Raw genomic sequence first — 21,913 nt, forward strand, 5'->3', positions numbered from 1 at the left:
GCTGCGTCTATTTCCACGCCTCGTGGACCGATAGCTCAGCTGGATAGAGTACTTGACTACGAATCAAGGGGTCGGGGGTTCGAATCCTCCTCGGTCCGCCACTTCTTCCCTTAAGTCATTATGATAGCTCATTTTTCTGCTCATTTTGTCGAGCCTTGCTCTTAGGGTTCGTCAGTTTTTGAACCCGTTACGTTCTTCTGTAGCTTTGCAAATCCGCGATCTGCCATAAGCCCGCGACGCGCTTTTCCTGCGTAAATCTGGACCATTTGCGGTGATGTGTGTCCGGTTCAAGCCATGATTTCTCGTTCCGAAGCACCAGCTTCCGCAAGCCGTGTGGGGGAAGCCTTTCTCAAGCCGTGCGATGTGCACTCAGGAAGCCCGGTTTAATGGGACTGTTGCGTTAACTGCAGCAGGTTGAAGCCTGTTTTGTTGGGTGACTTTGTCACGTGGCGGCTCCGAACAATTCACTGATGAAGTCGATCTCGCCTCTGACGCCAGCTTGCTTGTGGTGGATATGACCGCGTTTGATGCTTCGCATTGTCTCAATGCCGCTGAGGGTCGCCTTTGCCGCAAGCAGCGATCGGAAACTCTGTCGGCAACCGAGGAGCCGCCTCGAGGCGGCGTGGTCGCTCTCGATCAGGTTGTTTCGCCACTTTCGGTCGACGTGCCGTATACTGTCGAAATGCGGATGACATCGGTGCTTTGTTTCTCGGATAACGCGCCGATGCGTATGCGCTTTGCCGGTGCAGGCTGTGACCGACCGGTGCAAACGCAGGCGCTCGATCGCCTTGCGCAGGAAAGCCCATGCGACCTTTGCGTCACGCCGCGCTTTCAGTCGGAAATTGACCATCTGACCGTTTGCATCGATCGCGCGCCAGAGGTAGCGCCACTTGCTGCCGACCCGAATGTAGGTCTCGTCCACGTGCCAATCTTCGCTGGATCGGCGTAAGTGTTTCTAGGTTCGTTTGGTCAATTCAGGGCCAAATTTCTGAATCCAGCGATACACGGTCGAGCGGTCAACTAAGTTGCCGCATTCTGCCATAAGGTCGACGACATTCTGATAGGGCAGGCGGTGGCGCAAATACCAACGCACGGAGCGCAGAATGACGTCTTGAGGGAAGCGGTGATGTTTAAAAGGCGATTTGTAGGGCAAGTTAAACACCCAAGACCAAAGGCCGCCCAAATCCTCCCATTGATGCAAAAGTCCCCTTAATTCAAATTTCAGCGAATATGAGTCGAGCTGGATGTTCTTGCGCGTTCGAACGCGATGATCGAAACGTGATCTTTTTCGAAACGCTGCTCGCCCTCGATAACCATTTTGGGAAACCAATTACGGATGGTGTCGATTTTCGGACAGATTGGCACAATCCAGTCGAACAGCGAGATGACCTGAGTTTTTGCACCGACTAGGTGCTGCACGGCATCAAAAAGCTCAAACCAAACGTTGAGGAGCGGCTGATGCGTCTTCAGTGCTATGCCCGCATCCCTTGCGGAACAGGCACTCCAACGGGATATCAGTTGGATCGACATTTCTCTGGACGATCGGGCATTCCACAGTTCGACAATTCGGTCCGTTCGTTGGGCAGCGCGCGTCATTATACCAAGTTGCGATCCAGCCAAGCGAAAACAATCTCCAGGAGAGAAAACGCCTTGCAACCACATTCCCCCAGGTTTCAGCACCCTTGCTATCTCCGACGAGGCCAGAGCGCAGGCATCCTGGTCATCACAAGGCAATACACCGGTTGAGCCCAGAACAGTTGCGAAAGCTGCATCACGAAAGGGCAGTTGCGGAAGCTGCGCGACCACTGTCGAAACCCCGCGCCGTTTGTGTGCCTCCAGAGCCATCGACAGGCTCTGATCCACGGCGACGACGCGTCCCGCTTTCCAACTGCGCAATCCATCCACCAATATTCCCTGTCCCGAGCCGATGACGAGACACGGAAAAGCAATTGCGGTCTTGAAATGCTCTAAATGGTCGATCCTTAACCCATCTTCTTCAAGGAGCGACCATATTCGGGCCAACGCATCCCACTGAGCGCTACGTGGCAAAATCTAATGATCTCGAACGATCAAGCCATGATCGCCGACAAGAAAAGTGTCGAACCCTTCGACAACCAGATTGTATACCTTGTCAACATACCCGGCAAAAGTTCGGGCATCCAGACTGATCACACCACCCCGGCTGCACAACGGGGTCTTGGCGCTAAGTTTCTCTGTTGGTGTCCAAGGCATTCGGTCAACCGCGAAGCGGTGCCCATCCGTTGCTGAAACAAACTTGCCCATTGTCTCAAGCCGCGTCACGGGGAACCGACCGGCATGAACATCTTTTTTTTCCAGTCTTGCTGGCTCGACAGTGTGCCTTTGCGGGTTCCATGCAAGAATCGAATCCCCTTCTTCGAGGGTTTCAATCGCCTTAAATCCTTGGGGCGTATGAATGGAAGTTCCGGCGGCAAAACAACATGCTTTGCGCGACCAATCGACTTCTGTTGGCGGCGGTGGTGGCTCGTCCCAACACCGATCCGCATTGCACAAAACATAAGGTTCAAGGCTATAATTAACCCTAAGGACAGAATTGTGAAGGCCCGTGCCGGCTCTGACCGTGACGTTCCAAATACCTGCCAAAGCCCGCATCAGAGACCGGTTCTGTCCAGATTCGCAGTGCTGCAAATGGACGGTTGCACCGGCTGAAAAATACGGGGTCAGCCGACCCAGCTCAGCTGAATAATGCGGCAATGTGCCAGCGGTTATCCATTGGTCGCCGATCTGAATACCATTGGGGTTTCCGTGATCCAAAATGTTCAACCATGAAATGGAATTTCCGTCCAAAACGGCAATAACGTTGTCAACCATCGTCTGAACGCTTGTCATGGTCACCACATTGGACTCACGACTCCGCGTGAAAGCTGCCATAGGCCCTGTGTATCTTGGTATGAAGTACCAAGCGCCATCCTCTGTCCGGTCATCGATTGCTGTTACAGCTAGCCCCAACGAACTATTCCTTCAAATAAACGATCGAAAAATACGCAAATACTGTCGCAGCAATTACATGATTCGGTCAACGCTTTTGATATCATCGCGCCACTATGCGCCGGTTCCGAAAGGCATCGCGCGGGGAGATTTGGGCAGTCGCGCACGCATTTGCCAAAATGCTAGTCCCGCGACACGTTCACCTCCAATCTGAAGCCAACAACAGTCACGCGTTCGTCGCACGTGAGCACTGGCCAGCGCGACGCGATGCTCGCAGCGCTTCGACGAAATAGCCTGCTTTCGTTCGGCGACTGCCTTTACGAGCGTCCACCGTCGATTCCGCATCTGACGCGCTCAGTGCTTCACAGGTGGTTGCCAATACACCGCATTCACGGCCCGGAAGACAGATCTCGACCGAAGTTAGAAAGGAGCAGCTATGCCAAATATCACCATTGAGCTGAACCTAAACGAAGAGTGACCTGCTCCACTTTGAGTCCGCGTCTATAGGTTAGCTCTGTTCAGGGTTTGGTCCTCTTCTGATCTTTGGTGATACTCGTGCGGGGAGAGCCCGTCGAGGCTCGAGTGTGAGCGGTGGTGATCGTAGTCGTCGCGCCATGCCGCGATCAGATGGCGGGCATGGCGCAGGGTCGGGAACAGGTGCTCGTTCAGGCACTCGTCTCGCAGGCGGCCATTGAAGCTTTCCACGATGCCGTTCTGCATCTGCTTGCCCGGTGCGATGTAGTGCCATTCCACACGTCGATCTTCCGGCCATTTGAGCATAGCGTTCGATGTCAGCTCGGTGCCCCCTCTCGGCAGACTTACTGCGCAAATCGCCTGCCGGGCAATGGTTGTCGCTGACCACCATGCAGGGGGAGCCCCGCATCTCGGCGATCCGGTCGAGTTCGCGGGCGACGCGTATGCCCGAGAACGAGGTATCCACGACCGTCGCCAGGCATTCCCGGCTGAAGTCGTCGATCACACAGAGGATGCGGAACCGGCGGCCAACCGACAGCGCGTCTGATACGAAGTCGAGCGACCAGCGCTGGTTCGGACCTTGAGGGATGGTCATCGAAGCTCTGGTCCCGATCGCGCGCTTGCGTCCGCACCATTTACGGACGGCTAACCCTTCTTCGCGGTAGAGCCGGTAGAGCTTCTTCCAGTTCACTTCCCAGCCCTCCCGCTTCAGTAGGATGTGCAGCCGCCGGTAGCCGAACCGCCGCCGCTCCGAGGCCAGTTCCCTCATCCTGGCCCGCAGCGCCGTATCAGCCGGACGCTTTGAGCGGCGCTGATAGACAAGCGGATCGATCCCCGCGAGCGCACAGGCCCGCCGCTGCGAGTAGCTCTTCGCTTGCATGGCCCAGTCCACAGCCTTCCTCCTCGAACCGGGCCTCGGAAGTTTTTTCCGAGCATCTCTTTCAGCGTCGCTTCATCCATCATTTGCTCCGCAAGCATCTTCTTGAGCTTCGCGTTCTCGGCTTCCAGCGCCTGCAGCCGCTTGGCATCGGCGACTTCCATGCCGCCATACTTGCGACGCCAGTTGTAGAAGGTCGCATCACTGATCCCGTGCTTGCGGCACAGATCGAACGCGCTCATGCCCGCCTGATGCTCCTTCAGAATGCCAATCATCTGCGCTTCGCTGAAACGGCTTCTCTTCATCGTCTGTCTCCTCGTTCGGAGAACAGGCTAACCTCAAACCGAGGACTTTCAGGGGAGCAGGTCACCAGGCTTGCGTGTCGGGATGAAAGCCAAGCCAAACCGTGTCAGATTTGTTGGGGCAAGCAAGTGCAATACCGAATAATTGAGAGCTTCAACGCCCGTCTGCAAAACGATTGCCTGAACGAGCATTTGCGGCCCACCCTACGAGATCCTAGTTAACTGATCGCGGCATGGCGCTACGACGACAATCCATACCGCCCGCATTCGTGGCTCGACGAACTCGCTCCGCTGTAGCATCACCAAAGCTTGAGAGAGGACGAACCTCTGGGTACAGCTAACCTGAAAACGTGCACTCCAAGGTGCTTAAGTCAGGCTATACGCAACAGCAAATTGTTTTCGCTGGTTCGCACTTCAGTCAACTTGTTCTGCGATATCCTGCAGCTTTGAAAATAGCAAAATTGGTCGACGCCACCCACGCACGATTGGTGTAGACGATGGTCAGAGTTTGCTTGCATCTCAACACTTTTGTCGTCCGATAGACCAAGAAAGGTCCTCATGTCGGGACGTAAATTCCCTAAAGCAGTCTGCGCCGGGATCGCTAAGACGACAACAGAATATCATTGCCTCGGCACGTTTTCCGACCACAGTAATCTTATGTCGTTCGGATTTACCATCAGGATCAGAGGTCAAGTTCAAGGCGTCGGCTTTCGCCCCTTCGTTTATCAGTTGGCGCTGGATTTCGGCGCGGCCGGTACTGTGCAAAACGATGCTGAAGGCGTGCTCATTTACATTTATTGTAAGGAGATCGATGCTTTTCTGCGCGCACTTGAGACGCGTTGCCCGCCGCTTGCTCAGATTGACACAATCGAAACGCATCCGATCGACATGAAACATTTCACCGGGTTCGAGATCCTTGAGTCAGGCAACGCAGGGGCAGAGACGCGGGTCACGCCCGATGCAGCGACCTGTGTGGATTGCGTTGATGAGATCACCACTGACGGGCGTCGACGGGGATATGCGTTCACGAATTGCACCAATTGCGGGCCGCGTTTCACCATTTTGAAGAACTTGCCTTATGATCGGGCGAAGACCTCGATGGCGCACTTCGAGATGTGCCCGGCCTGTGCAGCAGAATATGCCGATCCGTCCGACCGCAGGTTTCATGCGCAACCTATCGCATGCCCGAACTGTGGCCCGAAACTGGCCATGTCTCCTGCGTCAGACGATCCCTTGCGAGATGCAGTACGGCGCTTGCGCGCCGGAGAGATCGTCGCGATCAAGGGGTTGGGCGGGTTTCATATCGCGTGTGATGCCACCAATGCGGATGCCGTGGCAAAGTTGCGGGAGCGTAAGCGGCGGCCCACGAAACCGTTTGCATTAATGGGGTCGCTGTCGTGCATACGACGATACGCATCGGTTTCGCCGGACGAAACAGCGCGGCTTCAGGACCCGGCGGCACCGATCGTGTTGCTGCACTCAGAGGGGACCGCGTTGCCCGAAAGCATTGCTCCGGGCTTTCACGAATTGGGGTGGATGCTGCCCTACACCCCCCTGCATCACCTCCTGCTGCGTGATGTTGGGCGCCCCCTGGTCATGACATCCGGTAATCTGTCAGGAGAGCCGCAGGTGATCGGCAACGAGGAGGCCGCGCAAAAACTGGGCGATATTGCCGACGCGATCCTGCTTCATGACCGCGATATCGTGCGACGCTTGGATGACAGCGTGGAACGCGAAACGGCGCACGGACCGATGATCCTCCGACGGGCACGGGGGCGGGTTCCGGGGACGCTGCAGCTGCCGCCGGGGTTTGAGGATGCGCCAGACGTCGTGGCCTATGGGGCGCATCTGAAGTCGGCGATATGTCTGACGAAAAACGGCCAGGCATTGTTGTCCCATCATCTTGGTGACCTCGACGATCCGCTGACCTGGGATGAGTTCGTCAAAGCGGATGCCGATTATGCAGCTCTGTTTGACCATGCGCCTGAAGCGGTCGCCTGCGACCTGCATCCGGACTACAGGTCGTCCCGTCACGCGAGCGACACAGGCCTCCCCTGTATCGAGGTCCAACATCATCACGCTCATCTCGCGTCCTGTCTGGCAGAGAATATGTGGCCGCGCGACGGGGGGCGAGTGGCCGGGATCATTCTGGACGGATTGGGTCTGTGCGACGACGGGACCGTCTGGGGCGGCGAGGTCCTGATCGGTGATTACCAGGAGTTTGAACGCTACGCCTGGCTGGACCAGGCACATCTTCCCGGCGGGGATGCTGCAAACCGCGAACCCTGGCGCAATCTTTTGGCAAGGCTGCTGAAGGCTGATTTGGACCCGGCCGCGCACGACGTTCTTGCTGACAAACCTATCGGCCTTCTGCAACAGGCGATGGATGCCGGCGTGAACGCGCCGCTTTCGTCCTCTGCAGGGCGGTTGTTCGACGCGATGGCAGCGGCCTTGGGATTTGACGGCGCGCAAAGCTTCGAAGGAGAGGCCGCCATGCAACTCGAGGCGTGGGCGCGGAAGGCTCCTGCGCAAGAGGCAGGCGGCAGCTATGGGCTTCGGGTGCCTCTGGAAGGGGGCGCAATCATCGATACCGATTTATGGGCAGAGGTCATGCACGACCGAGATGCAGGCGTGTCAATCGAGGCCATGGCAATGCGTTTCCATACGGGTGTTGCGCAGTCATTTGCAGCAGTTGCACGTCACGTTGTGAAAACGGGGCGGGCCCAGGCCGTGGCGCTGTCAGGCGGGTGTTTTCAGAACGCGCTGCTGCTTGATCTGATGATCGAAGCGTTAGGGGATGTCCCGGTTTTACTCCAAACAAAAGTGCCAGCGAACGACGGCGGGTTGGCGTTGGGACAGGCTTTGGTTGCGATGGCGCGGCTGGAAGCGAAGTAACCACTTTGAAAAACGGGTGGTAAGACCGTTATCTTGATCTGGATCAAAAAAGCAGACCGCAAAGGCGCAACTGTCTGATAAGCAATAATTTTGTCGTTTTGTCGCAGTTTGAGACTTTGCGCAAAGCCTTTTCATCACGGCTCCGGCACATTTGGCGCAGGGCCGCCGCATGCCGCGCGTCGGCATAAGTGCCATTGCCGGATGGGAGGGAATATTGTCTCAGATCGAAACCTTTTATGATGTGATGCGTAGGCAGGGGATCACCCGCCGCAGCTTCATGAAGTATTGCACCCTGACGGCGAGCGCGCTGGGACTCGGGCCTGCCTTCGTTCCGAAAATCGCGCACGCGATGGAAACAAAGCCACGCACGCCGGTGATCTGGGTGAACGGTCTGGAATGCACCTGCTGCTCGGAGAGCTTCATCCGGGGCGCGCACCCGCTGGCCAAGGATGTGGTGCTGTCGATGATCTCACTCGACTATCAGCACGTGCTGATGGCCGCTGCCGGACACGCCGCCGAGGCGGCACTGGAAGAGAGCATCGAGAAATACAAGGGCAACTACATCCTTGCGGTTGAGGGCAATCCGCCGCTTAACGAAGACGGAATGTTCTGCATCAGCGCTGGCAAACCCTTTGTCGAAAAGCTGCGCCATGTCGCGAAGGACGCGAAGGCCGTGATCAGCTGGGGCGCCTGTGCGTCGTACGGCTGTGTGCAGGCCGCCGCGCCGAACCCGACGCAAGCGACGCCTGTGCATAAGGTCATCACCGACAAGCCGATCATCAAGGTGCCGGGCTGTCCGCCCATCGCCGAGGTCATGACCAGCGTCATCACTTACATGCTGACCTTCGACCGTCTGCCCGAGCTTGACCGCCAGGGCCGACCGGCGATGTTCTATGGCCAGCGCATTCACGACAAATGCTACCGCCGCGCGCATTTCGACGCCGGTCAGTTCGTCGAAAGCTGGGACGATGACAACGCGCGCAAGGGCTATTGCCTTTACAAGATGGGCTGCAAAGGCCCGACCACGTACAACGCGTGTTCGACCATCGGTTTCAACGAAGGTGTCAGCTTCCCGATCCAGTCGGGCCACGGCTGCATCGGCTGTTCCGAAGACGGGTTCTGGGATCAGGGCAGCTTCTACAACCGTGTGACGGACTTGACGCAGTTCGGGGTCGAGGCCAATGCCGACAAGGTCGGTGTGGCCGCGGCGGGCGTCGTGGGCGGGGGCATCGCGCTTCATACCGCTGTCACCGCGCTGAAGGCGGCTCAGGACAAGGCCCAGAAATCCACCGCAACATCGACAGAGGAGGCGTAACAGATGGTCGTCCAAACACCCAACGGCTTCAGCCTCGATAATTCCGGTCAGCGCATCGTGGTCGACCCGGTGACACGGATCGAAGGGCATATGCGCTGCGAAGTGAATGTCGATGAAAACAACATGATCACGAACGCGGTCTCGACCGGCACCATGTGGCGCGGCCTTGAAGTGATCCTCAAGGGCCGCGATCCGCGCGATGCCTGGGCCTTTACCGAACGGATCTGCGGGGTGTGCACCGGCACGCACGCGCTGACCTCGGTCCGCGCGGTCGAAGACGCGCTGGGGATCGAGATCCCGGACAACGCCAACTCGATCCGAAACATCATGCAGTTGAACCTGCAGATCCACGACCACATCGTGCATTTCTATCACCTGCACGCACTAGACTGGGTGAACCCGGTAAACGCCCTGCGCGCGGACCCGAAAGCGACCTCCGAGTTGCAGCAGGCCGTCAGCCCGTCGCATCCGATGTCCTCACCGGGCTATTTCCGTGACGTCCAGAATCGGCTGAAGCAGTTCGTCGAAAGCGGTCAGCTCGGCCTCTTCAAGAACGGTTATTGGGACAATCCGGCATATCTGCTGCCGCCCGAAGCCGACCTGATGGCGACGACGCACTACCTTGAAGCGCTCGATCTGCAAAAAGAAGTCGTCAAGATCCACACGATCTTTGGCGGCAAGAACCCGCACCCGAACTGGCTTGTCGGAGGCGTGCCGTGCCCGATCAACGTGCATGGCTCCGGCGCGGTCGGCGCGATCAACATGGAGCGGCTGAACATGGTCAGCTCCATCATTCAGAAGTGTATCGACTTCAACAACAACGTCTATATCCCGGACGTGATCGCCATCGGCGGCTTCTACAAGAACTGGCTCTACGGCGGCGGTCTCTCCAGCCAGGCGGTTCTTGCCTATGGTGATATCCCCGAGAACCCGAACGACTTCTCGCCGGAGCAACTTCACCTGCCGCGCGGCGCGATTATCAATGGCAACCTCAACGAGGTGCACGATGTCGACGTCCGCGATCCCGAGCAGGTTCAGGAATTCGTCGATCATTCGTGGTATGACTACGGTGAGCCGGGCAAGGGTCTGCACCCCTGGGACGGCGTGACCGATCCGAAGTTCGAACTGGGCGCCAACATGAAAGGCACTCGGACGAACATCAAGGAAATCGACGAAGCGGCGAAGTATTCCTGGATCAAAGCACCGCGCTGGCGCGGTCACGCGATGGAGGTTGGCCCTCTGGCCCGCTACATCGTTGGCTATGCAAACGGTCACGAAGACATCACCAATCAGGTGACAGGCCTTCTGAAAACGATGGACCTGCCGGTCGAAGCGCTCTTCTCGACGCTGGGCCGCACCGCGGCCCGCGCTCTGGAAAGCGAGTACTGTGGCCGACTGCAGAAGCACTTCTTTGACAAGCTGGTGCAGAACATCAAAAACGGCGACGAAAGCACCGCCAATGTCGCCAAATGGGATCCGTCCACCTGGCCGAAAGAGGCCAAGGGCGTCGGCATGACCGAAGCACCTCGCGGTGCTCTGGGGCATTGGGTTCAGGTCAAAGACGGGCGCATCGACAACTACCAATGCGTCGTGCCGACCACCTGGAACGGGTCGCCAAGAGACAGCGCCGGCAATATCGGCGCGTTCGAGGCCAGCCTCATGAACACCAAGATGGAGCGCCCGGAAGAGCCCGTCGAAATCCTGCGCACGCTGCACAGCTTCGACCCGTGCCTCGCCTGTTCCACACATGTGATGTCGCCCGATGGCGACGAACTGACCACCGTCAAAGTGCGCTGAGGGAGGCCACCATGAAAAAGCTTATCACACTGATCGCACTGACACCGGCAACCGCCTTTGCGCACGGAGCACATGTTCCGGTTTCAGAGGCCGCCCATGGCACGGCACATGCAGGCATGTACGCCGGCCTTGCCCTGATCGCGGTGGCCTTGGTTCTGGGGGTCGTCCTGAGGGTTCGGTCATGAAGGTCGAAGCGCAAGACACCCCGGAAGAACTTCAGAAATCCAAGGTCGATTTCTATTCGGCCTCGGTTCTGACCGGCGATGCGACGCGGGAAGACCTTGAAACCATCAAGCGTCACACCTCTGTCTACGTCTACGAGACCCCTGTACGGCTTTGGCACTGGGTGAACGCGCTGGCCATTGTCGTCTTGTGCGTTACGGGCTGGTTCATCGGGAACCCGCCGCCGACGATGCAGATCGGGGAAGCCGTCGATCAATACGTGTTCGGCTACATCCGCTTTGCTCATTTCGCGGCGGCTATGGTGATGACCATCGGCTTTTTCGGACGCCTGTTCTGGAGCTTTGTTGGCAATCACCACTCCAAGCAGATGTTCCGCCTTCCAGTCCACAAGGCGGATTGGTGGAAAGAGGTCTTCTTCGAACTTCGCTGGTACTTGTTCCTGGAAAAAGAGCCGAAGAAATACGTCGGGCACAACCCGCTCGCGCAGATCGCGATGTTCCTTTTCATGACCGTTGGCATGACTTTCATGATCGTTACCGGTTTCGCGCTCTATGCCGAAGGTCTGGGCGCGGATCACTGGCTCTGGGCGCTGACCAGCCCCGTGATGAACCTCGTCGGCAATAGCCAGATCATGCATTCGGTGCACCATCTGGGCATGTGGGCGATCGTGATCTTCATGATGATCCATATCTACGCGGCGATCCGCGAGGACATCATGTCGCGGCAATCGATGGTGTCGACGATGATCTCGGGTCATCGGACATTCAAGGATGATCGGCCCGAGTGATTTCCCGGAACGGGCATTTCCCGCAATGGTTTAAGGGCTTAGAGCGCGCCGCTGGCGCGCTCTTTCACATTTTTCACATCTCATTTCCGCTATGTAATTGAAACTGCTTAATTTTTGGGCAAAGGCAAAACTTTGATCCAGATCAAATACGCCTCCGTCATACATCTTTTAACAGAGTCGGCAGCGGGTGGTTAGCAACCGGTTTTCACGAAAGGTGGAAAGGTCCTAACCAAGCCAACCCGTGGAGGAGGCGCATCGCCTGCGCATAATCGGTCGTCATTAATGCGGCCATCGGGGAACCGGGAGGACACGAAATGGATCATCGGGTTCTGGTGCTTGGCATCGGAAACGTCTTGTGGGCCGATGAAGGTTTCGGCGTGCGCTGCGTCGAAGAGATGGTGCGCAACTGGTCGTTCCCGACGAACGTCACACTGCTCGATGGCGGTACACAGGGCCTCTACCTATTGCCGTTTCTTGAAGAGGCGGACGTTCTCATTGTCTTTGACGCCGTCGATTATGGCCTGACGCCCGGAACGCTCAAAATCGTCGAAGGCGATGCGGTGCCGCAGTTCATGGGTGCCAAGAAAATGAGCCTGCACCAGACCGGGTTTCAGGACGTGATCGCGACCGCGACGCTGATGGGATACTGCCCGGAAACGCTGATCCTCATCGGTTGCCAGCCCGTCGAGCTGGAAGATTACGGCGGCGGGTTGCGGGACGCGGTTGCGGCGCAGATCGGACCGAGCATCGACATCGCACTGTCGCGCCTGCGCGATCTTGGGATCGAACCGGTGCCGGGGCAGGGCGATGACAGCCTTCTCGCAGACGCCTCGATCAAGCGCGACGCCTACGAAGAAGGCCGTCCTTCCGAAGACGAAGCCTGCCGCATCGGCGACGCGCGTTTCCTCCCGGTCGGAGAATAAGCCATGTGCGTCGGCATCCCCATGCAGATCACGCAGGTGGACACCTTCCGCGCGACGGCCTTCGATGGTGATGCGAGCCACGAGATCGATCTGTCTTTGGTCGGTACGCAGCCCGTTGGCACTTGGGTACTGACTTTTCTTGGGGCCGCGCGCGACGTGCTGGACCCGGACGACGCACTCAAGATCAAGGCAGCCGTCGATAACCTCCGTGCGGTCATGTCGGGACACGACACCGGCATCGACGCCTTCGCCGATATCGAGGCGCGGGGGCCGCAGCTTCCGCCGCATCTGCAAGCCGCGCTGGACGCGGGCAAATCCACAGCCTGAAGGACCAAAGATGACCCACCCGCTGATTGCCAGACTGACGGACGACATGGGATGGCCCGCGCTGAACCAGCATGACGCCGTCGCGGATTTCGTCAATCGCCCCGGCGCGCATTGCCTGTTTATTCCTGGCGACCCGGCCAAGAACCTCGAAACCACCGACGCCGCCGTGATCCTGCCCGAGATCGTACAGTGCTTTCAGGGCAAGTTCGACTGCGCCGTGATCGGCGACGAGATCGAATACCAGGTCCGCGAAGACGCGGGCGTTTTCAAGACGCCGCTGCTTGTTTTCTTCCGCGACGGTCAGCAGGTCGGCACGATCCCGAAAGTGCGCGACTGGGACGATTACCTCGCACGCGTCACGCACATACTCTCGCTTGTCCCGGAAGGAGCCGACTGATGGTCCAGAATTTCCAGATGCCCCCCACAGGTTTTGGCCCCGGCTCGCAGCCCGAGGATGAGACGCTTGACGTAATGCCGATGCCGCAGGAGATGCGGACGTATTCCCCGCGCATTCCGGAAGCCGCAGATGCCAGCGACGCCGCGACGATGCGGTTGCTGGACGAGATCGCCGACGCCGCGTCGGTCTGTGCCGAAACCGGCGCAGCGCAGGTTTTCGACCTGTCAGGTCTCAGCCCCAAATCCCGCGCTCTCGTGGCCGAGGTGATGGGAGAAGGCGAGGTATCGATCCGAATGCGCGGCATCCCTGCAATTGCTGCGCAGGAAAGCGTGTTTGCGGGCGTTTGGGTTCTGAAGGGCGAAGGGATCGACCGGATCGAAGTCGCTCCTGTGCCGACGCTCGCGCTTGATCGCGCATTTGCACCGGTGCGCGCGGGACAAGGGAAAAAGACACCCGAGCTGCCCGGCCTTGCGAGCGCGCCGGCCCTGATCGTCGAACTTCTCGACAAGTCCGGGGCTTTCGTGCCCGGGCAGGATCCGCATGTCATCAACCTGACGCTGCTGCCCCATTCCGAACCGGATCTTGTCTGGCTTGATAGCGCCTTGGGTGAAGGATCGGTGACGATCCTGTCCCGTGGCTATGGCAACTGTCGGATCACGGCGACCGCCACGAAAGGCATCTGGCGCGTTCAGTTCTTCAATTCCATGGACACCTTGATCCTCGACACGTTCGAAGTGACTTCCATTCCAGAGGTTGCCATCGCGGCAGACGAAGATCTTGCCGACAGCGCGTTGCGCATCCGCGCTGTGATGGAGGCCATCGCATGACCACGTTCGAAGGCAGCTATCTCGGCGCCACCGACAAGATCAGCCCGCTGGCCATCATGGAATGCAAGATTTGCTGGACACCCTATGATCCAGCCGAAGGCGACGATGTGCGTCAGATCGATCCGGGCACACCTTTCGTAGCCTTGCCCGACGATTGGTCTTGTCCGAATTGCAGCGCCCCGCCTGAACAATTCCTCGTTCGCGAAGACCCGGGCGCGCCTGAGGTGGCGGAAACGGCGTTTCTGAACGAGTGCACCAAGGCGCTCGCGGCGGATTTCACCGAGATCTGGAACGCCAAGATGAAAGATGTTCCCATCGTCAACAAGCTCCTGCATGTGCAGGCCGTCGGTTTCCGGATGCACGAGGGACGCCCGCTCGGCGTGTTGATCAGCCCGTGGTTCATGAACCTGATCCAACTGCCGGGGAAGGACGAGACCTGGGATGATCTGACGCCCGGCGAGAAGGAACTGATCGCGTTTCCATCGGGCGCGTACGAATTCATCCACAATACGCGCGAACAGACAGGCGGTTACAAAGCCTGTTCGCTTTTCTCGCCCATGGGCGATTTCAACACTCAGGCGCAGGCCGTGGATGTCGGCAAAGCCGTGATGCAGGCGCTGTTCGATGAGGCCAACCGTGCCGAAACGGACCGCTCAGCGGACATCCGTTCTGCGCGAGAAGCGGAACTGGCGGCGCTTGAAGAGACAGATGAACCCCAACTCGATGACACTCCGACACGTCGCAAAGTCATCACCGGTGGCATTGCAGCGGGCACGGACGGCTGATGCTCGACGGGCGCGCGCATACTCTTGTGGCGGAAACGGCGCCGCCATTGCCGGTTGAGGCCTTGGTGCTGGGCAAGTCCCGCCGTGAGGTCGCCGACCTGATGCCGCGCCTGTTCAACCTATGCCGTGCGGCGCAAGGCATGGCCACGCGCCTGGCGCTTGGGCTGCCAACATTGGACGACAGCGAGGCTTTGCGCCGCGAGATCCTGCGGGACCACGTCTTGCGTCTGACGCTGATCCTGCCCGGACATTTCGGCCAAAGCCCTGTTCCACTACCCGACGGATGGCAGGAAGGCGGCGATGAACTCGCGCGTGCGCTCTTCGGACCGCAAGGCCGCCTGCCCGACACGGCACAGGACTTTGAGAGTTTTTGCGCTTCCGACGCGGGTATCGCGGGCTTGCTGGGAAAGGTTCAAAACCTGTTCCGCGACGGTGAGGCCGTTGCATGCGACCTCCCATTCGTGACCGCAACCACAGCAGGGGACCGCTTTGCACGGGTCGAAAACTCCTGCGCTGTGCGAGTTCACGAACACCCGATCCTCGCTCTGGTCGAACACCAACACGGTCGGGGCCCACTCTGGCGCATAATGGCGCGGGCCTACGACCTGCAGGCGTTGTTACAAGGCGCCCCTTTGCTTGCCAGATCCCCTGAACCGGGCCTTGCGCATGTGCCCGCAACGCGCGGTCTCTATACCGTTCAGGCCAACACCACCGGCGAAACTGTTGCCGAATTCAATCGCGTTACACCCACTGATCACTTGCAGGCGAAGGGTGGCGTGCTGGATCAGACGCTCGCCGCACTTCCCGCTGACAGGGCGGGTTTGGCGCCCCTTGTGATCGACATCCTCGATCCCTGTTCGCCCATCCGCGTTAAGGAGATGTCCCATGCATGAGATGTCACTCTGCGAAGGCATCCGGTCGGTCATCGAGGATCAGGCGGCAATACATAATGTCGAGAAGATCAATCGCGTGCGCGTCGAAATCGGCCGGTTCGCGGGCGTTGAAAAGCCCGCTCTGGAATTCGCCTTCGACGTCGTGATGCGCGGATCGGTCGCCGAGGGCGCGACGCTTGTCATGATCGACCTGCCGGGAAAAGCCATGTGCTTCGACTGCGCGAAAGAGGTCGAAATCGATGACAGACTACAACCCTGCCCGCTGTGTGGTGGCGGAAAGCTGATGCCGACGGCGGGTGATGAAATGCGGATCAAAGATTTGGAGGCAGCCTGATGTGTACGGTTTGCGGATGCGGAGACAGCACGGTCGAGGGCCATAAACATGACCACGATCACCACCATCATCACCATGGTCACCACCATCACCACGGGGATCATGGCGATCTGCACTTCGGCGAAAACGCTGCCGGTGTGTCCGTGCCGGGCATGTCCGAGGCGCGGTTGATCGAGGTTGAGACAGATATCCTTGCCAAGAACGACGCCTACGCAATGGCCAACCGAGCCCGTCTCGCGAAGATCAATGCGCTGGCGCTGAACCTCGTGTCGTCGCCCGGCTCAGGCAAAACGACCCTGTTGTGCAAAACGATCGAAGCGTTGGGCGACCAACCGCTGGCGGTCATCGAAGGCGATCAGCAGACGTCGAACGACGCCGACCGCATTCGCGAGACCGGTGCGAAGGCGATCCAGGTGAACACCGGAAAAGGGTGCCACCTCGACGGTCACATGGTCGGCCACGCCATGGATCATCTCGACCTGCCGGATGGCGCTATGCTGTTCATCGAGAACGTCGGCAACCTCGTATGCCCGGCGGCCTTTGACCTTGGTGAGGACGCGAAGGTCGCAATCCTTTCTGTAACAGAAGGCGAAGACAAGCCGCTGAAATACCCGGATATGTTCACCGCAGCACGGCTTGCTTTGCTCAACAAGGTCGACCTGGCGCCGCATTGCGACGTGGACCTTGACCTCTATGAAGAAAACCTCCGCCGCGTGAATCCGGGTATCGATATCATCCGCATTTCCGCACGCACGGGCGAAGGTATGGGCGCATGGGTGCAGTGGCTTAATGCTCAGCTTGCGGCGAAGTCCCATCGGGCCGCAGCCGAATGAAAGACAGCGCCCCCCTTCCAACGGTTCTGGTCTACGGCGGCACCGCCGAAGACCGTTCCGCTATGGGGTGCGCTCTGGAGGCACGATTTGATTGTCTGACGGCGGAAACGCCCGATGCGCTACGCCGCTTGATGACCGAAAATTTCGTACAAGTCGCGGTGTGTGCAGGCGGTCAGGAGAATGTGTCAGAGCTTTTTTCCGATTGGCCGGAAACGCGGCTTATCAGCATCGACGCTGATCCCGCAGCAACAACCGGGTCAGATTATCCGTGTCAGATCCTCCCGCGCGACTGGTCGGCAACACAGCTTGCAAATGCCGTAGCGACCGCGACACAACTCTTTAACCTGAAACGCGAGAACGAGCGCATGGCGCTGGAAATGCGGTGCTTGGGGTCGCGCAGACCTCAACCCTTGCCGTCGCCAAATGCGCTTGGCTTCGAGGGCATCCTGCGAACGCCGGGATCGCCGATGACGTCGGTCATCACCGCCGCGCGGCAATACGCGAGCTTCGACGTGCCGATCCTCTTGGTCGGAGAGCAAGGCACCGGTAAAGCCGACATGGCGCGCGCGATCCACGACAGTTCGTTGCGCTCGGACCAACCGTTTCAGGCGTTGGACGTCACTGGCTTGACGGAAGAGGCAGTGTCTCTCGCGCTATTCGGTCAACGCAAACCGGCAAACGGGTCTCCTGCCATCAACAAGATGGGTCTGTTGCGCAAGGCGGATCAGGGAACGCTTTATCTCGCTGGCATCGACACGCTGCCCCCGTCACTGCAACTGCGGGTCCTCCGCGTCGCGAGAGACGGTCTGTTCGAAGTGCCCGGCCTGGCCGAACCCACAGTCAGCCAGGCCCGTTTGATTACCTCTACAACCGTTGACCCGCACAAACTGATTGCGTCGGGTCGGCTCGACGCGGCGCTTTATTACGCAATTTCCATTGCGGAACTGGCTCTACCGTCACTCAAGTCCCGGATGTGCGACATCCCTCTTCTGGCGCGCGCAGCGGCCGAGGACGCCAGCCGGGAACATGGCAAGCTTGTGCACGGCTTCAGCGAGGCCGCGCTTGAGTTCCTGATGGCCTATTCCTGGCCCGGAAACCTATGCGAATTGCGCAACGAGGTGACCCGCATGCTGATCCAGGCGCAGGATCCGATGCTTGGCCCCGAGGTCATCTCGCGCCGCATCCTGCAAGCGGGTCCGGTGCAGTCCGACATTGCCGAGACAGAGATCATGTCGGCGGAAGGTCCACTCAAGGATCGCGTCGAAGCCATTGAGGGCCGCATCCTGCGCGAAACCTTGACCCGTCTCAAATGGAACAAAAGCCGCGCGGCTGCCGAACTTGGCCTCAGCCGGGTCGGTCTGCGCGCCAAGATCGAACGCTACGGCATCACACAGCCGCAAACAGAGGGGGCCTGACTCATGTGCCTTGGAATACCCGGACAGATTATCGAAATCACGGATGAGGTCCGACAGATGGCAATGGCGGATATCTCGGGCGTGCGGCGCGAGGTAAGCGTCGCCCCGGTCGTGGATGGCCCGCTGGACGGGTTGATCGGATCATACGCCTTGATCCACGTTGGTTTTGCCATGGCTCTGATCGACGAAGACGAGGCCGCGCGTACCTTGGAAGCACTGCAAGGACTGGGTGAAGCGCAGGAAACGCTCGACGCCATGGAAGACGGCGCGCGCGCATTGGAGGGCCAGTCATGAGATACATCGAGGAGTTCCGCGACCCGAAAGCGGCCGAAGGCCTGCTGTCCGCCATCACGCGCGTTGTGGACGAGATCGGGGCCACCTTCGAGAACCCCGTTCACATCATGGAAATCTGCGGCGGCCACACGCACGCGATCTTTCGCTACGGGCTGGACCGCCTGACACCGCCGGGGGTCGAATTCATCCACGGGCCGGGCTGCCCGGTCTGCGTCTTGCCGATGAGCAGAGTGGATGAATGTGTGGAATTGGCGGAGCGCCCGGAGGTTATCTTCACCACTTTCGGCGACGCGATGCGCGTGCCCGGCACGCGGAAATCGCTGATGCAAGCCAAAGCCGAAGGCGCGGATATTCGTATGGTTTATTCGCCGCTCGACGCGTTGGAGCTGGCACGCCGCAATCCGGACCGCGAGGTGGTGTTCTTCGGCCTTGGATTCGAGACGACCACGCCATCGACGGCGCTGTCAGTCCAGCAAGCCGCGCGCGAGGGGCTCGAGAACTTCTCGGTCTTCTGCAACCACATCACCGTGCCGCCGCCGATCAAGGCGTTGCTCGATGATCCGCACATGGTCCTCGATGGTTTTGTTGGTCCCGGCCACGTGTCGATGGTGATCGGCACGACACCGTACAACTTCATCGCCGAACAGTACGGAAAGCCCATTGTCGTCGCAGGGTTCGAACCGCTCGACCTGCTCCAGTCGGTATTAATGGTTCTGACGCAAATCCGCGATGGGCGCGCCGAGGTCGAAAACCAGTACGCCCGAGTTGTCCCTGAAGACGGAAATCCGATCAGCCTTGCGGCCATCGACGACGTCTACGAAAAGCGCCCCAGCTTCGAATGGCGCGGCTTGGGTGAGATCGATGAAAGCGGCCTCCGCATTCGCGCCAAATACGCGCCTTTCGATGCGGAAGAGAAATTCGGCATCGGCTACGGTGCCGGTCCGCGTGTTGTCGCCGAACCCGAAGGCTGCGCCTGCGGGCAGGTGATGACCGGCCGCATCAAGCCCACCGGGTGCCCGCAATACGGGATTGGTTGTACGCCCGAGATGCCCTTGGGGGCCTTGATGGTCAGCTCGGAAGGCGCCTGCGCAGCCTACTGGCAATACGGGGGCTTGCGTGGTCTGAGTGACACCACCGCCACATCACCGATGGAGCCGGCGGAATGAACATGCATGCCAAACCCAAATTGCGTGACGGCGTGGTGACCTTGGCCCATGGCGGCGGTGGAAAGGCCATGCGCGACCTGATCGATGACGTGTTCACGTCGGTCTTTCAGCCGGCCTCGATGGAGGACCAGGCGCGGTTGACCTCAACGGCTCTGACTGAACCGGGTGCGCAACTCGCCTTCACCACCGACAGTTTCGTCGTCGATCCGGTCGAATTTCCCGGCGGCGACATCGGCAAGATCGCGGTATGCGGCACGGTCAACGACCTCGCCGTTGGCGGCGCAAAGCCGCTGTGGTTGTCGGCGGCCTTCATTATCGAAGAAGGGTGTGACGTGGCCTTGCTCAGACGCATCGTCGCATCGATGGCGACAGAGGCGGACAAAGCCGGGGTGCGCATCGTTACCGGCGATACGAAGGTGGTCGGTCGCGGCAGCGCTGACAAAGTTTTCGTCACGACCTCGGGCGTCGGCGTGATCCCGGCGGGTCGCAACCTTGCTGCGGACCAGGTGAGACCGGGCGACGTGGCCATCGTGAATGGCGTGTTGGGGGATCACGGAGCCGCCATCCTCGCCGCCCGTGGAGACATGGCGTTGTCGAGTGACATCGAGAGTGATTGCGCCGGGTTGGGGCACCTCATGGAAGCGGTTATCGACGCCGCACCGAATGTCAGAGCCGCACGCGACGCGACCAGAGGCGGAGTGGCGAGCGCATTAAACGAAATCGCGCAAACCGCCAAATGCGGCATCGTTATTGACGAAGACAGCCTGCCTCTCAGGCCCGAGGTCAAGGGTGTGTGCGAAATCCTTGGGCTCGATCCCCTCTACCTCGCGAACGAAGGCACGCTGGTGCTCTTTGTCCCCCCGCATGAGGCCGATGCCGCAGTCGCCGCCATGCGGAGCACGCCGGAGGGACGCAATGCGCAGATCATCGGAACCGCCGTCAGCGACCATCCGGGCACCGTCACCATGCGCACCCGCTTCGGCGGCGGCCGCATCGTGGACATGCTGGTCGGCGAACAGTTGCCGCGGATTTGCTGAAGAATCGTTCTTGTATATTGGACCAGCAGAATAGTCTGGCGCAGTTGTCCCGCACGCGAGCAGTCTACACCACCCAGACTCGAACGCCTAATCCGCCGCTAAAAGATTGCGTCAAAACCGCGGGGTACCTCACCTTGTCGACCGGAATTCGCTAATGATCGCGCATGGGCAATGCGCAATTTGCTAGCACGCCGTCTGTGCCAGTAGCATGAGGCGTAGGATGTCGGGCTGTCGCGTTGCTTGTTTTGGGAGCCGGGCCGAAGACACATGTATCGGCTTGGACCCTGAGATATCTTGCTGCGGATATTAAGGCCGAGCCGTTGGGCAGGGACCGAAGAGATCTTGGCCATCGCCTCACTCAGGTTCACGACACCACTGTCGCAGACTTTATGTCTGTCAAAGCAAAGTTACGTCCGAGAACGCCCCTGATTTTTGTTGAAGTGTTCTTGTCGGTGCTGTGCTACCGGAAGTGTCCCCGCTTGGGGCTAGATTTTCCGCCCTTTGATCACACAGACGGGCTGGATGCGTCTGGCAACGGGGAGACGGACATTCTTCGTACGATCATGACGCCTTCTAATCTTCCTGCCTGTGCTCAATCAGCCATGCTGAAGATATCGGAGTTACACGTCATCGTGTTTTCCGGCAAATTGGCTATCCGATCACAATCCGTGTCCTCCAGGAACGCAGCTTAATCGTGCGCGACAGAAGCCTCTGGGCTTATTGGCGCGATGTTCTGCTCAATTATTTGCTACAGAACAAGCTGGTCGAAAGTGCATATAATAAGTCTTCAATAGGCGGTTCATCGGTCTGCTGAATGAACGGCGGTGGCCCATGAGCCTCAGATTTGTGACCGAATAGTTGGAACCATGGTTTCGAAGCTTTTTCGAGGAAAGGTCGCGGAGCACGATTGGGCGCAACCTACCGGCAGCGCTGATGAAACCGGAATTCGCATCCTGCTCGCGTGCTTGATCGAAGTGCCGAAACCAAGACAACGACTCTGCGCAATTCAGGCAGAACTTCAAATCTAAAATAGACCAAGGAAGTAACGCGGACTTAAAGGGAATCGTGCCACGTCCTCCCGCAGC

19 protein-coding genes, 1 tRNA gene and 2 pseudogenes are annotated in these 21,913 nt (G+C 59.0%); 18 read left to right on the plus strand and 4 right to left on the minus strand.

The window, feature by feature from the left end; translation table 11 throughout:
* Nucleotides 1–24 precede the first annotated feature (24 nt).
* Nucleotides 25–101: transfer RNA gene (locus tag BUA42_RS01670), tRNA-Arg, on the plus strand.
* Nucleotides 102–442: 341 nt separating this feature from the next.
* On the opposite strand, the pseudogene BUA42_RS01675 reads toward BUA42_RS01670, so the two are convergent.
* From BUA42_RS01675 to BUA42_RS01690, 4 genes and pseudogenes are all read right to left on the minus strand, one after another.
* Nucleotides 443–1,153 (minus strand): annotated as a pseudogene (locus BUA42_RS01675) (IS6 family transposase).
* Nucleotides 1,154–1,221: 68 nt separating this feature from the next.
* Nucleotides 1,222–2,022, minus strand: a complete 801-nt coding sequence (locus BUA42_RS01680) for a class I SAM-dependent methyltransferase (protein ID WP_072775964.1) — start codon at nucleotides 2,020–2,022, stop codon at nucleotides 1,222–1,224.
* Between the two features lie 30 nt (nucleotides 2,023–2,052).
* A complete protein-coding gene (locus BUA42_RS01685; RefSeq protein ID WP_178346826.1) occupies nucleotides 2,053–2,874 on the minus strand; it encodes a DUF4347 domain-containing protein in 822 nt (273 codons plus the stop codon).
* A gap of 594 nt (nucleotides 2,875–3,468) precedes the next feature.
* Nucleotides 3,469–4,623: pseudogene (locus BUA42_RS01690) on the minus strand (IS3 family transposase).
* Between the two features lie 654 nt (nucleotides 4,624–5,277).
* Between BUA42_RS01690 and hypF the strand changes: the two are divergent.
* The 17 genes from hypF (at nucleotide 5,278) to hypE (ending at nucleotide 20,828) form a co-directional block, all read left to right on the plus strand.
* Nucleotides 5,278–7,515: a carbamoyltransferase HypF gene (gene hypF, locus BUA42_RS01700; protein WP_072775966.1), complete on the plus strand. Its 2,238-nt coding sequence runs from the start codon at nucleotides 5,278–5,280 to the stop codon at nucleotides 7,513–7,515.
* Between the two features lie 214 nt (nucleotides 7,516–7,729).
* On the plus strand, nucleotides 7,730–8,830 hold the full coding sequence (locus tag BUA42_RS01705; protein WP_072776686.1) for a hydrogenase small subunit: 1,101 nt from the start codon (nucleotides 7,730–7,732) through the stop codon (nucleotides 8,828–8,830).
* A gap of 3 nt (nucleotides 8,831–8,833) precedes the next feature.
* Nucleotides 8,834–10,627 (plus strand): nickel-dependent hydrogenase large subunit, encoded by a 1,794-nt coding sequence (locus BUA42_RS01710; RefSeq protein ID WP_072775967.1) that lies wholly within the window; start codon nucleotides 8,834–8,836, stop codon nucleotides 10,625–10,627.
* 11 nt (nucleotides 10,628–10,638) lie between these two features.
* Nucleotides 10,639–10,812: a hypothetical protein gene (locus BUA42_RS21050; RefSeq protein ID WP_178346827.1), complete on the plus strand. Its 174-nt coding sequence runs from the start codon at nucleotides 10,639–10,641 to the stop codon at nucleotides 10,810–10,812.
* Nucleotides 10,809–11,597 (plus strand): Ni/Fe-hydrogenase, b-type cytochrome subunit, encoded by a 789-nt coding sequence (gene cybH / locus BUA42_RS01715; RefSeq protein ID WP_072775968.1) that lies wholly within the window; start codon nucleotides 10,809–10,811, stop codon nucleotides 11,595–11,597. The genes BUA42_RS21050 and cybH overlap by 4 nt, the downstream gene beginning before the upstream one ends.
* 314 nt (nucleotides 11,598–11,911) lie before the next feature.
* A complete protein-coding gene (locus BUA42_RS01720) occupies nucleotides 11,912–12,520 on the plus strand; it encodes a HyaD/HybD family hydrogenase maturation endopeptidase (protein ID WP_072775969.1) in 609 nt (202 codons plus the stop codon).
* Between the two features lie 3 nt (nucleotides 12,521–12,523).
* Entirely contained in the window at nucleotides 12,524–12,847 is a 324-nt protein-coding gene (locus BUA42_RS01725) for a HypC/HybG/HupF family hydrogenase formation chaperone (protein ID WP_072775970.1), read from the plus strand.
* A gap of 10 nt (nucleotides 12,848–12,857) precedes the next feature.
* On the plus strand, nucleotides 12,858–13,244 hold the full coding sequence (locus tag BUA42_RS01730) for a thioredoxin domain-containing protein (RefSeq protein WP_072775971.1): 387 nt from the start codon (nucleotides 12,858–12,860) through the stop codon (nucleotides 13,242–13,244).
* Nucleotides 13,244–14,071: a hydrogenase expression/formation protein gene (locus BUA42_RS01735; protein WP_072775972.1), complete on the plus strand. Its 828-nt coding sequence runs from the start codon at nucleotides 13,244–13,246 to the stop codon at nucleotides 14,069–14,071. Before BUA42_RS01730 ends, BUA42_RS01735 begins: the two co-directional genes overlap by 1 nt.
* Complete coding sequence (locus BUA42_RS01740) at nucleotides 14,068–14,856, plus strand: [NiFe]-hydrogenase assembly chaperone HybE (protein WP_072775973.1); 789 nt, start codon at nucleotides 14,068–14,070, stop codon at nucleotides 14,854–14,856. Before BUA42_RS01735 ends, BUA42_RS01740 begins: the two co-directional genes overlap by 4 nt.
* Nucleotides 14,856–15,749, plus strand: coding sequence for a hypothetical protein (locus tag BUA42_RS01745; RefSeq protein ID WP_072775974.1), 894 nt, complete (start codon nucleotides 14,856–14,858; stop codon nucleotides 15,747–15,749). Before BUA42_RS01740 ends, BUA42_RS01745 begins: the two co-directional genes overlap by 1 nt.
* Nucleotides 15,742–16,083, plus strand: a complete 342-nt coding sequence (hypA, locus tag BUA42_RS01750; RefSeq protein ID WP_072775975.1) for a hydrogenase maturation nickel metallochaperone HypA — start codon at nucleotides 15,742–15,744, stop codon at nucleotides 16,081–16,083. Before BUA42_RS01745 ends, hypA begins: the two co-directional genes overlap by 8 nt.
* Nucleotides 16,083–16,916, plus strand: coding sequence for a hydrogenase nickel incorporation protein HypB (hypB, locus tag BUA42_RS01755; RefSeq protein WP_072775976.1), 834 nt, complete (start codon nucleotides 16,083–16,085; stop codon nucleotides 16,914–16,916). The genes hypA and hypB overlap by 1 nt, the downstream gene beginning before the upstream one ends.
* On the plus strand, nucleotides 16,913–18,331 hold the full coding sequence (locus BUA42_RS01760) for a sigma-54-dependent transcriptional regulator (RefSeq protein WP_072775977.1): 1,419 nt from the start codon (nucleotides 16,913–16,915) through the stop codon (nucleotides 18,329–18,331). The genes hypB and BUA42_RS01760 overlap by 4 nt, the downstream gene beginning before the upstream one ends.
* A gap of 3 nt (nucleotides 18,332–18,334) precedes the next feature.
* A complete protein-coding gene (locus tag BUA42_RS01765) occupies nucleotides 18,335–18,625 on the plus strand; it encodes a HypC/HybG/HupF family hydrogenase formation chaperone (protein ID WP_072775978.1) in 291 nt (96 codons plus the stop codon).
* Nucleotides 18,622–19,791: a hydrogenase formation protein HypD gene (hypD, locus tag BUA42_RS01770; RefSeq protein ID WP_072775979.1), complete on the plus strand. Its 1,170-nt coding sequence runs from the start codon at nucleotides 18,622–18,624 to the stop codon at nucleotides 19,789–19,791. The genes BUA42_RS01765 and hypD overlap by 4 nt, the downstream gene beginning before the upstream one ends.
* Nucleotides 19,788–20,828 (plus strand): hydrogenase expression/formation protein HypE, encoded by a 1,041-nt coding sequence (hypE, locus tag BUA42_RS01775; RefSeq protein WP_072775980.1) that lies wholly within the window; start codon nucleotides 19,788–19,790, stop codon nucleotides 20,826–20,828. The genes hypD and hypE overlap by 4 nt, the downstream gene beginning before the upstream one ends.
* The last annotated feature ends 1,085 nt before the right edge of the window (nucleotides 20,829–21,913 follow it).

Origin of the sequence: Marivita hallyeonensis (assembly GCF_900129875.1) — a bacterium.
GTDB classification, from domain to species: Bacteria; Pseudomonadota; Alphaproteobacteria; order Rhodobacterales; family Rhodobacteraceae; genus Marivita; species Marivita hallyeonensis.

Excerpts from the sequence above, each read along its gene's own strand:
- hypF (WP_072775966.1), top strand. The coding sequence starts at position 5,278 with ATGTCGTTCGGATTTACCATCAGGATCAGAGGTCAAGTTCAAGGCGTC.
- BUA42_RS01710 (WP_072775967.1), top strand. The coding sequence starts at position 8,834 with ATGGTCGTCCAAACACCCAACGGCTTCAGCCTCGATAATTCCGGTCAG.
- BUA42_RS21050 (WP_178346827.1), top strand. The coding sequence starts at position 10,639 with ATGAAAAAGCTTATCACACTGATCGCACTGACACCGGCAACCGCCTTT.
- cybH (WP_072775968.1), top strand. The coding sequence starts at position 10,809 with ATGAAGGTCGAAGCGCAAGACACCCCGGAAGAACTTCAGAAATCCAAG.
- BUA42_RS01720 (WP_072775969.1), top strand. The coding sequence starts at position 11,912 with ATGGATCATCGGGTTCTGGTGCTTGGCATCGGAAACGTCTTGTGGGCC.
- BUA42_RS01725 (WP_072775970.1), top strand. The coding sequence starts at position 12,524 with ATGTGCGTCGGCATCCCCATGCAGATCACGCAGGTGGACACCTTCCGC.
- BUA42_RS01730 (WP_072775971.1), top strand. The coding sequence starts at position 12,858 with ATGACCCACCCGCTGATTGCCAGACTGACGGACGACATGGGATGGCCC.
- BUA42_RS01735 (WP_072775972.1), top strand. The coding sequence starts at position 13,244 with ATGGTCCAGAATTTCCAGATGCCCCCCACAGGTTTTGGCCCCGGCTCG.
- BUA42_RS01740 (WP_072775973.1), top strand. The coding sequence starts at position 14,068 with ATGACCACGTTCGAAGGCAGCTATCTCGGCGCCACCGACAAGATCAGC.
- BUA42_RS01745 (WP_072775974.1), top strand. The coding sequence starts at position 14,856 with ATGCTCGACGGGCGCGCGCATACTCTTGTGGCGGAAACGGCGCCGCCA.
- hypA (WP_072775975.1), top strand. The coding sequence starts at position 15,742 with ATGCATGAGATGTCACTCTGCGAAGGCATCCGGTCGGTCATCGAGGAT.
- hypB (WP_072775976.1), top strand. The coding sequence starts at position 16,083 with ATGTGTACGGTTTGCGGATGCGGAGACAGCACGGTCGAGGGCCATAAA.
- BUA42_RS01760 (WP_072775977.1), top strand. The coding sequence starts at position 16,913 with ATGAAAGACAGCGCCCCCCTTCCAACGGTTCTGGTCTACGGCGGCACC.
- BUA42_RS01765 (WP_072775978.1), top strand. The coding sequence starts at position 18,335 with ATGTGCCTTGGAATACCCGGACAGATTATCGAAATCACGGATGAGGTC.
- hypD (WP_072775979.1), top strand. The coding sequence starts at position 18,622 with ATGAGATACATCGAGGAGTTCCGCGACCCGAAAGCGGCCGAAGGCCTG.
- hypE (WP_072775980.1), top strand. The coding sequence starts at position 19,788 with ATGAACATGCATGCCAAACCCAAATTGCGTGACGGCGTGGTGACCTTG.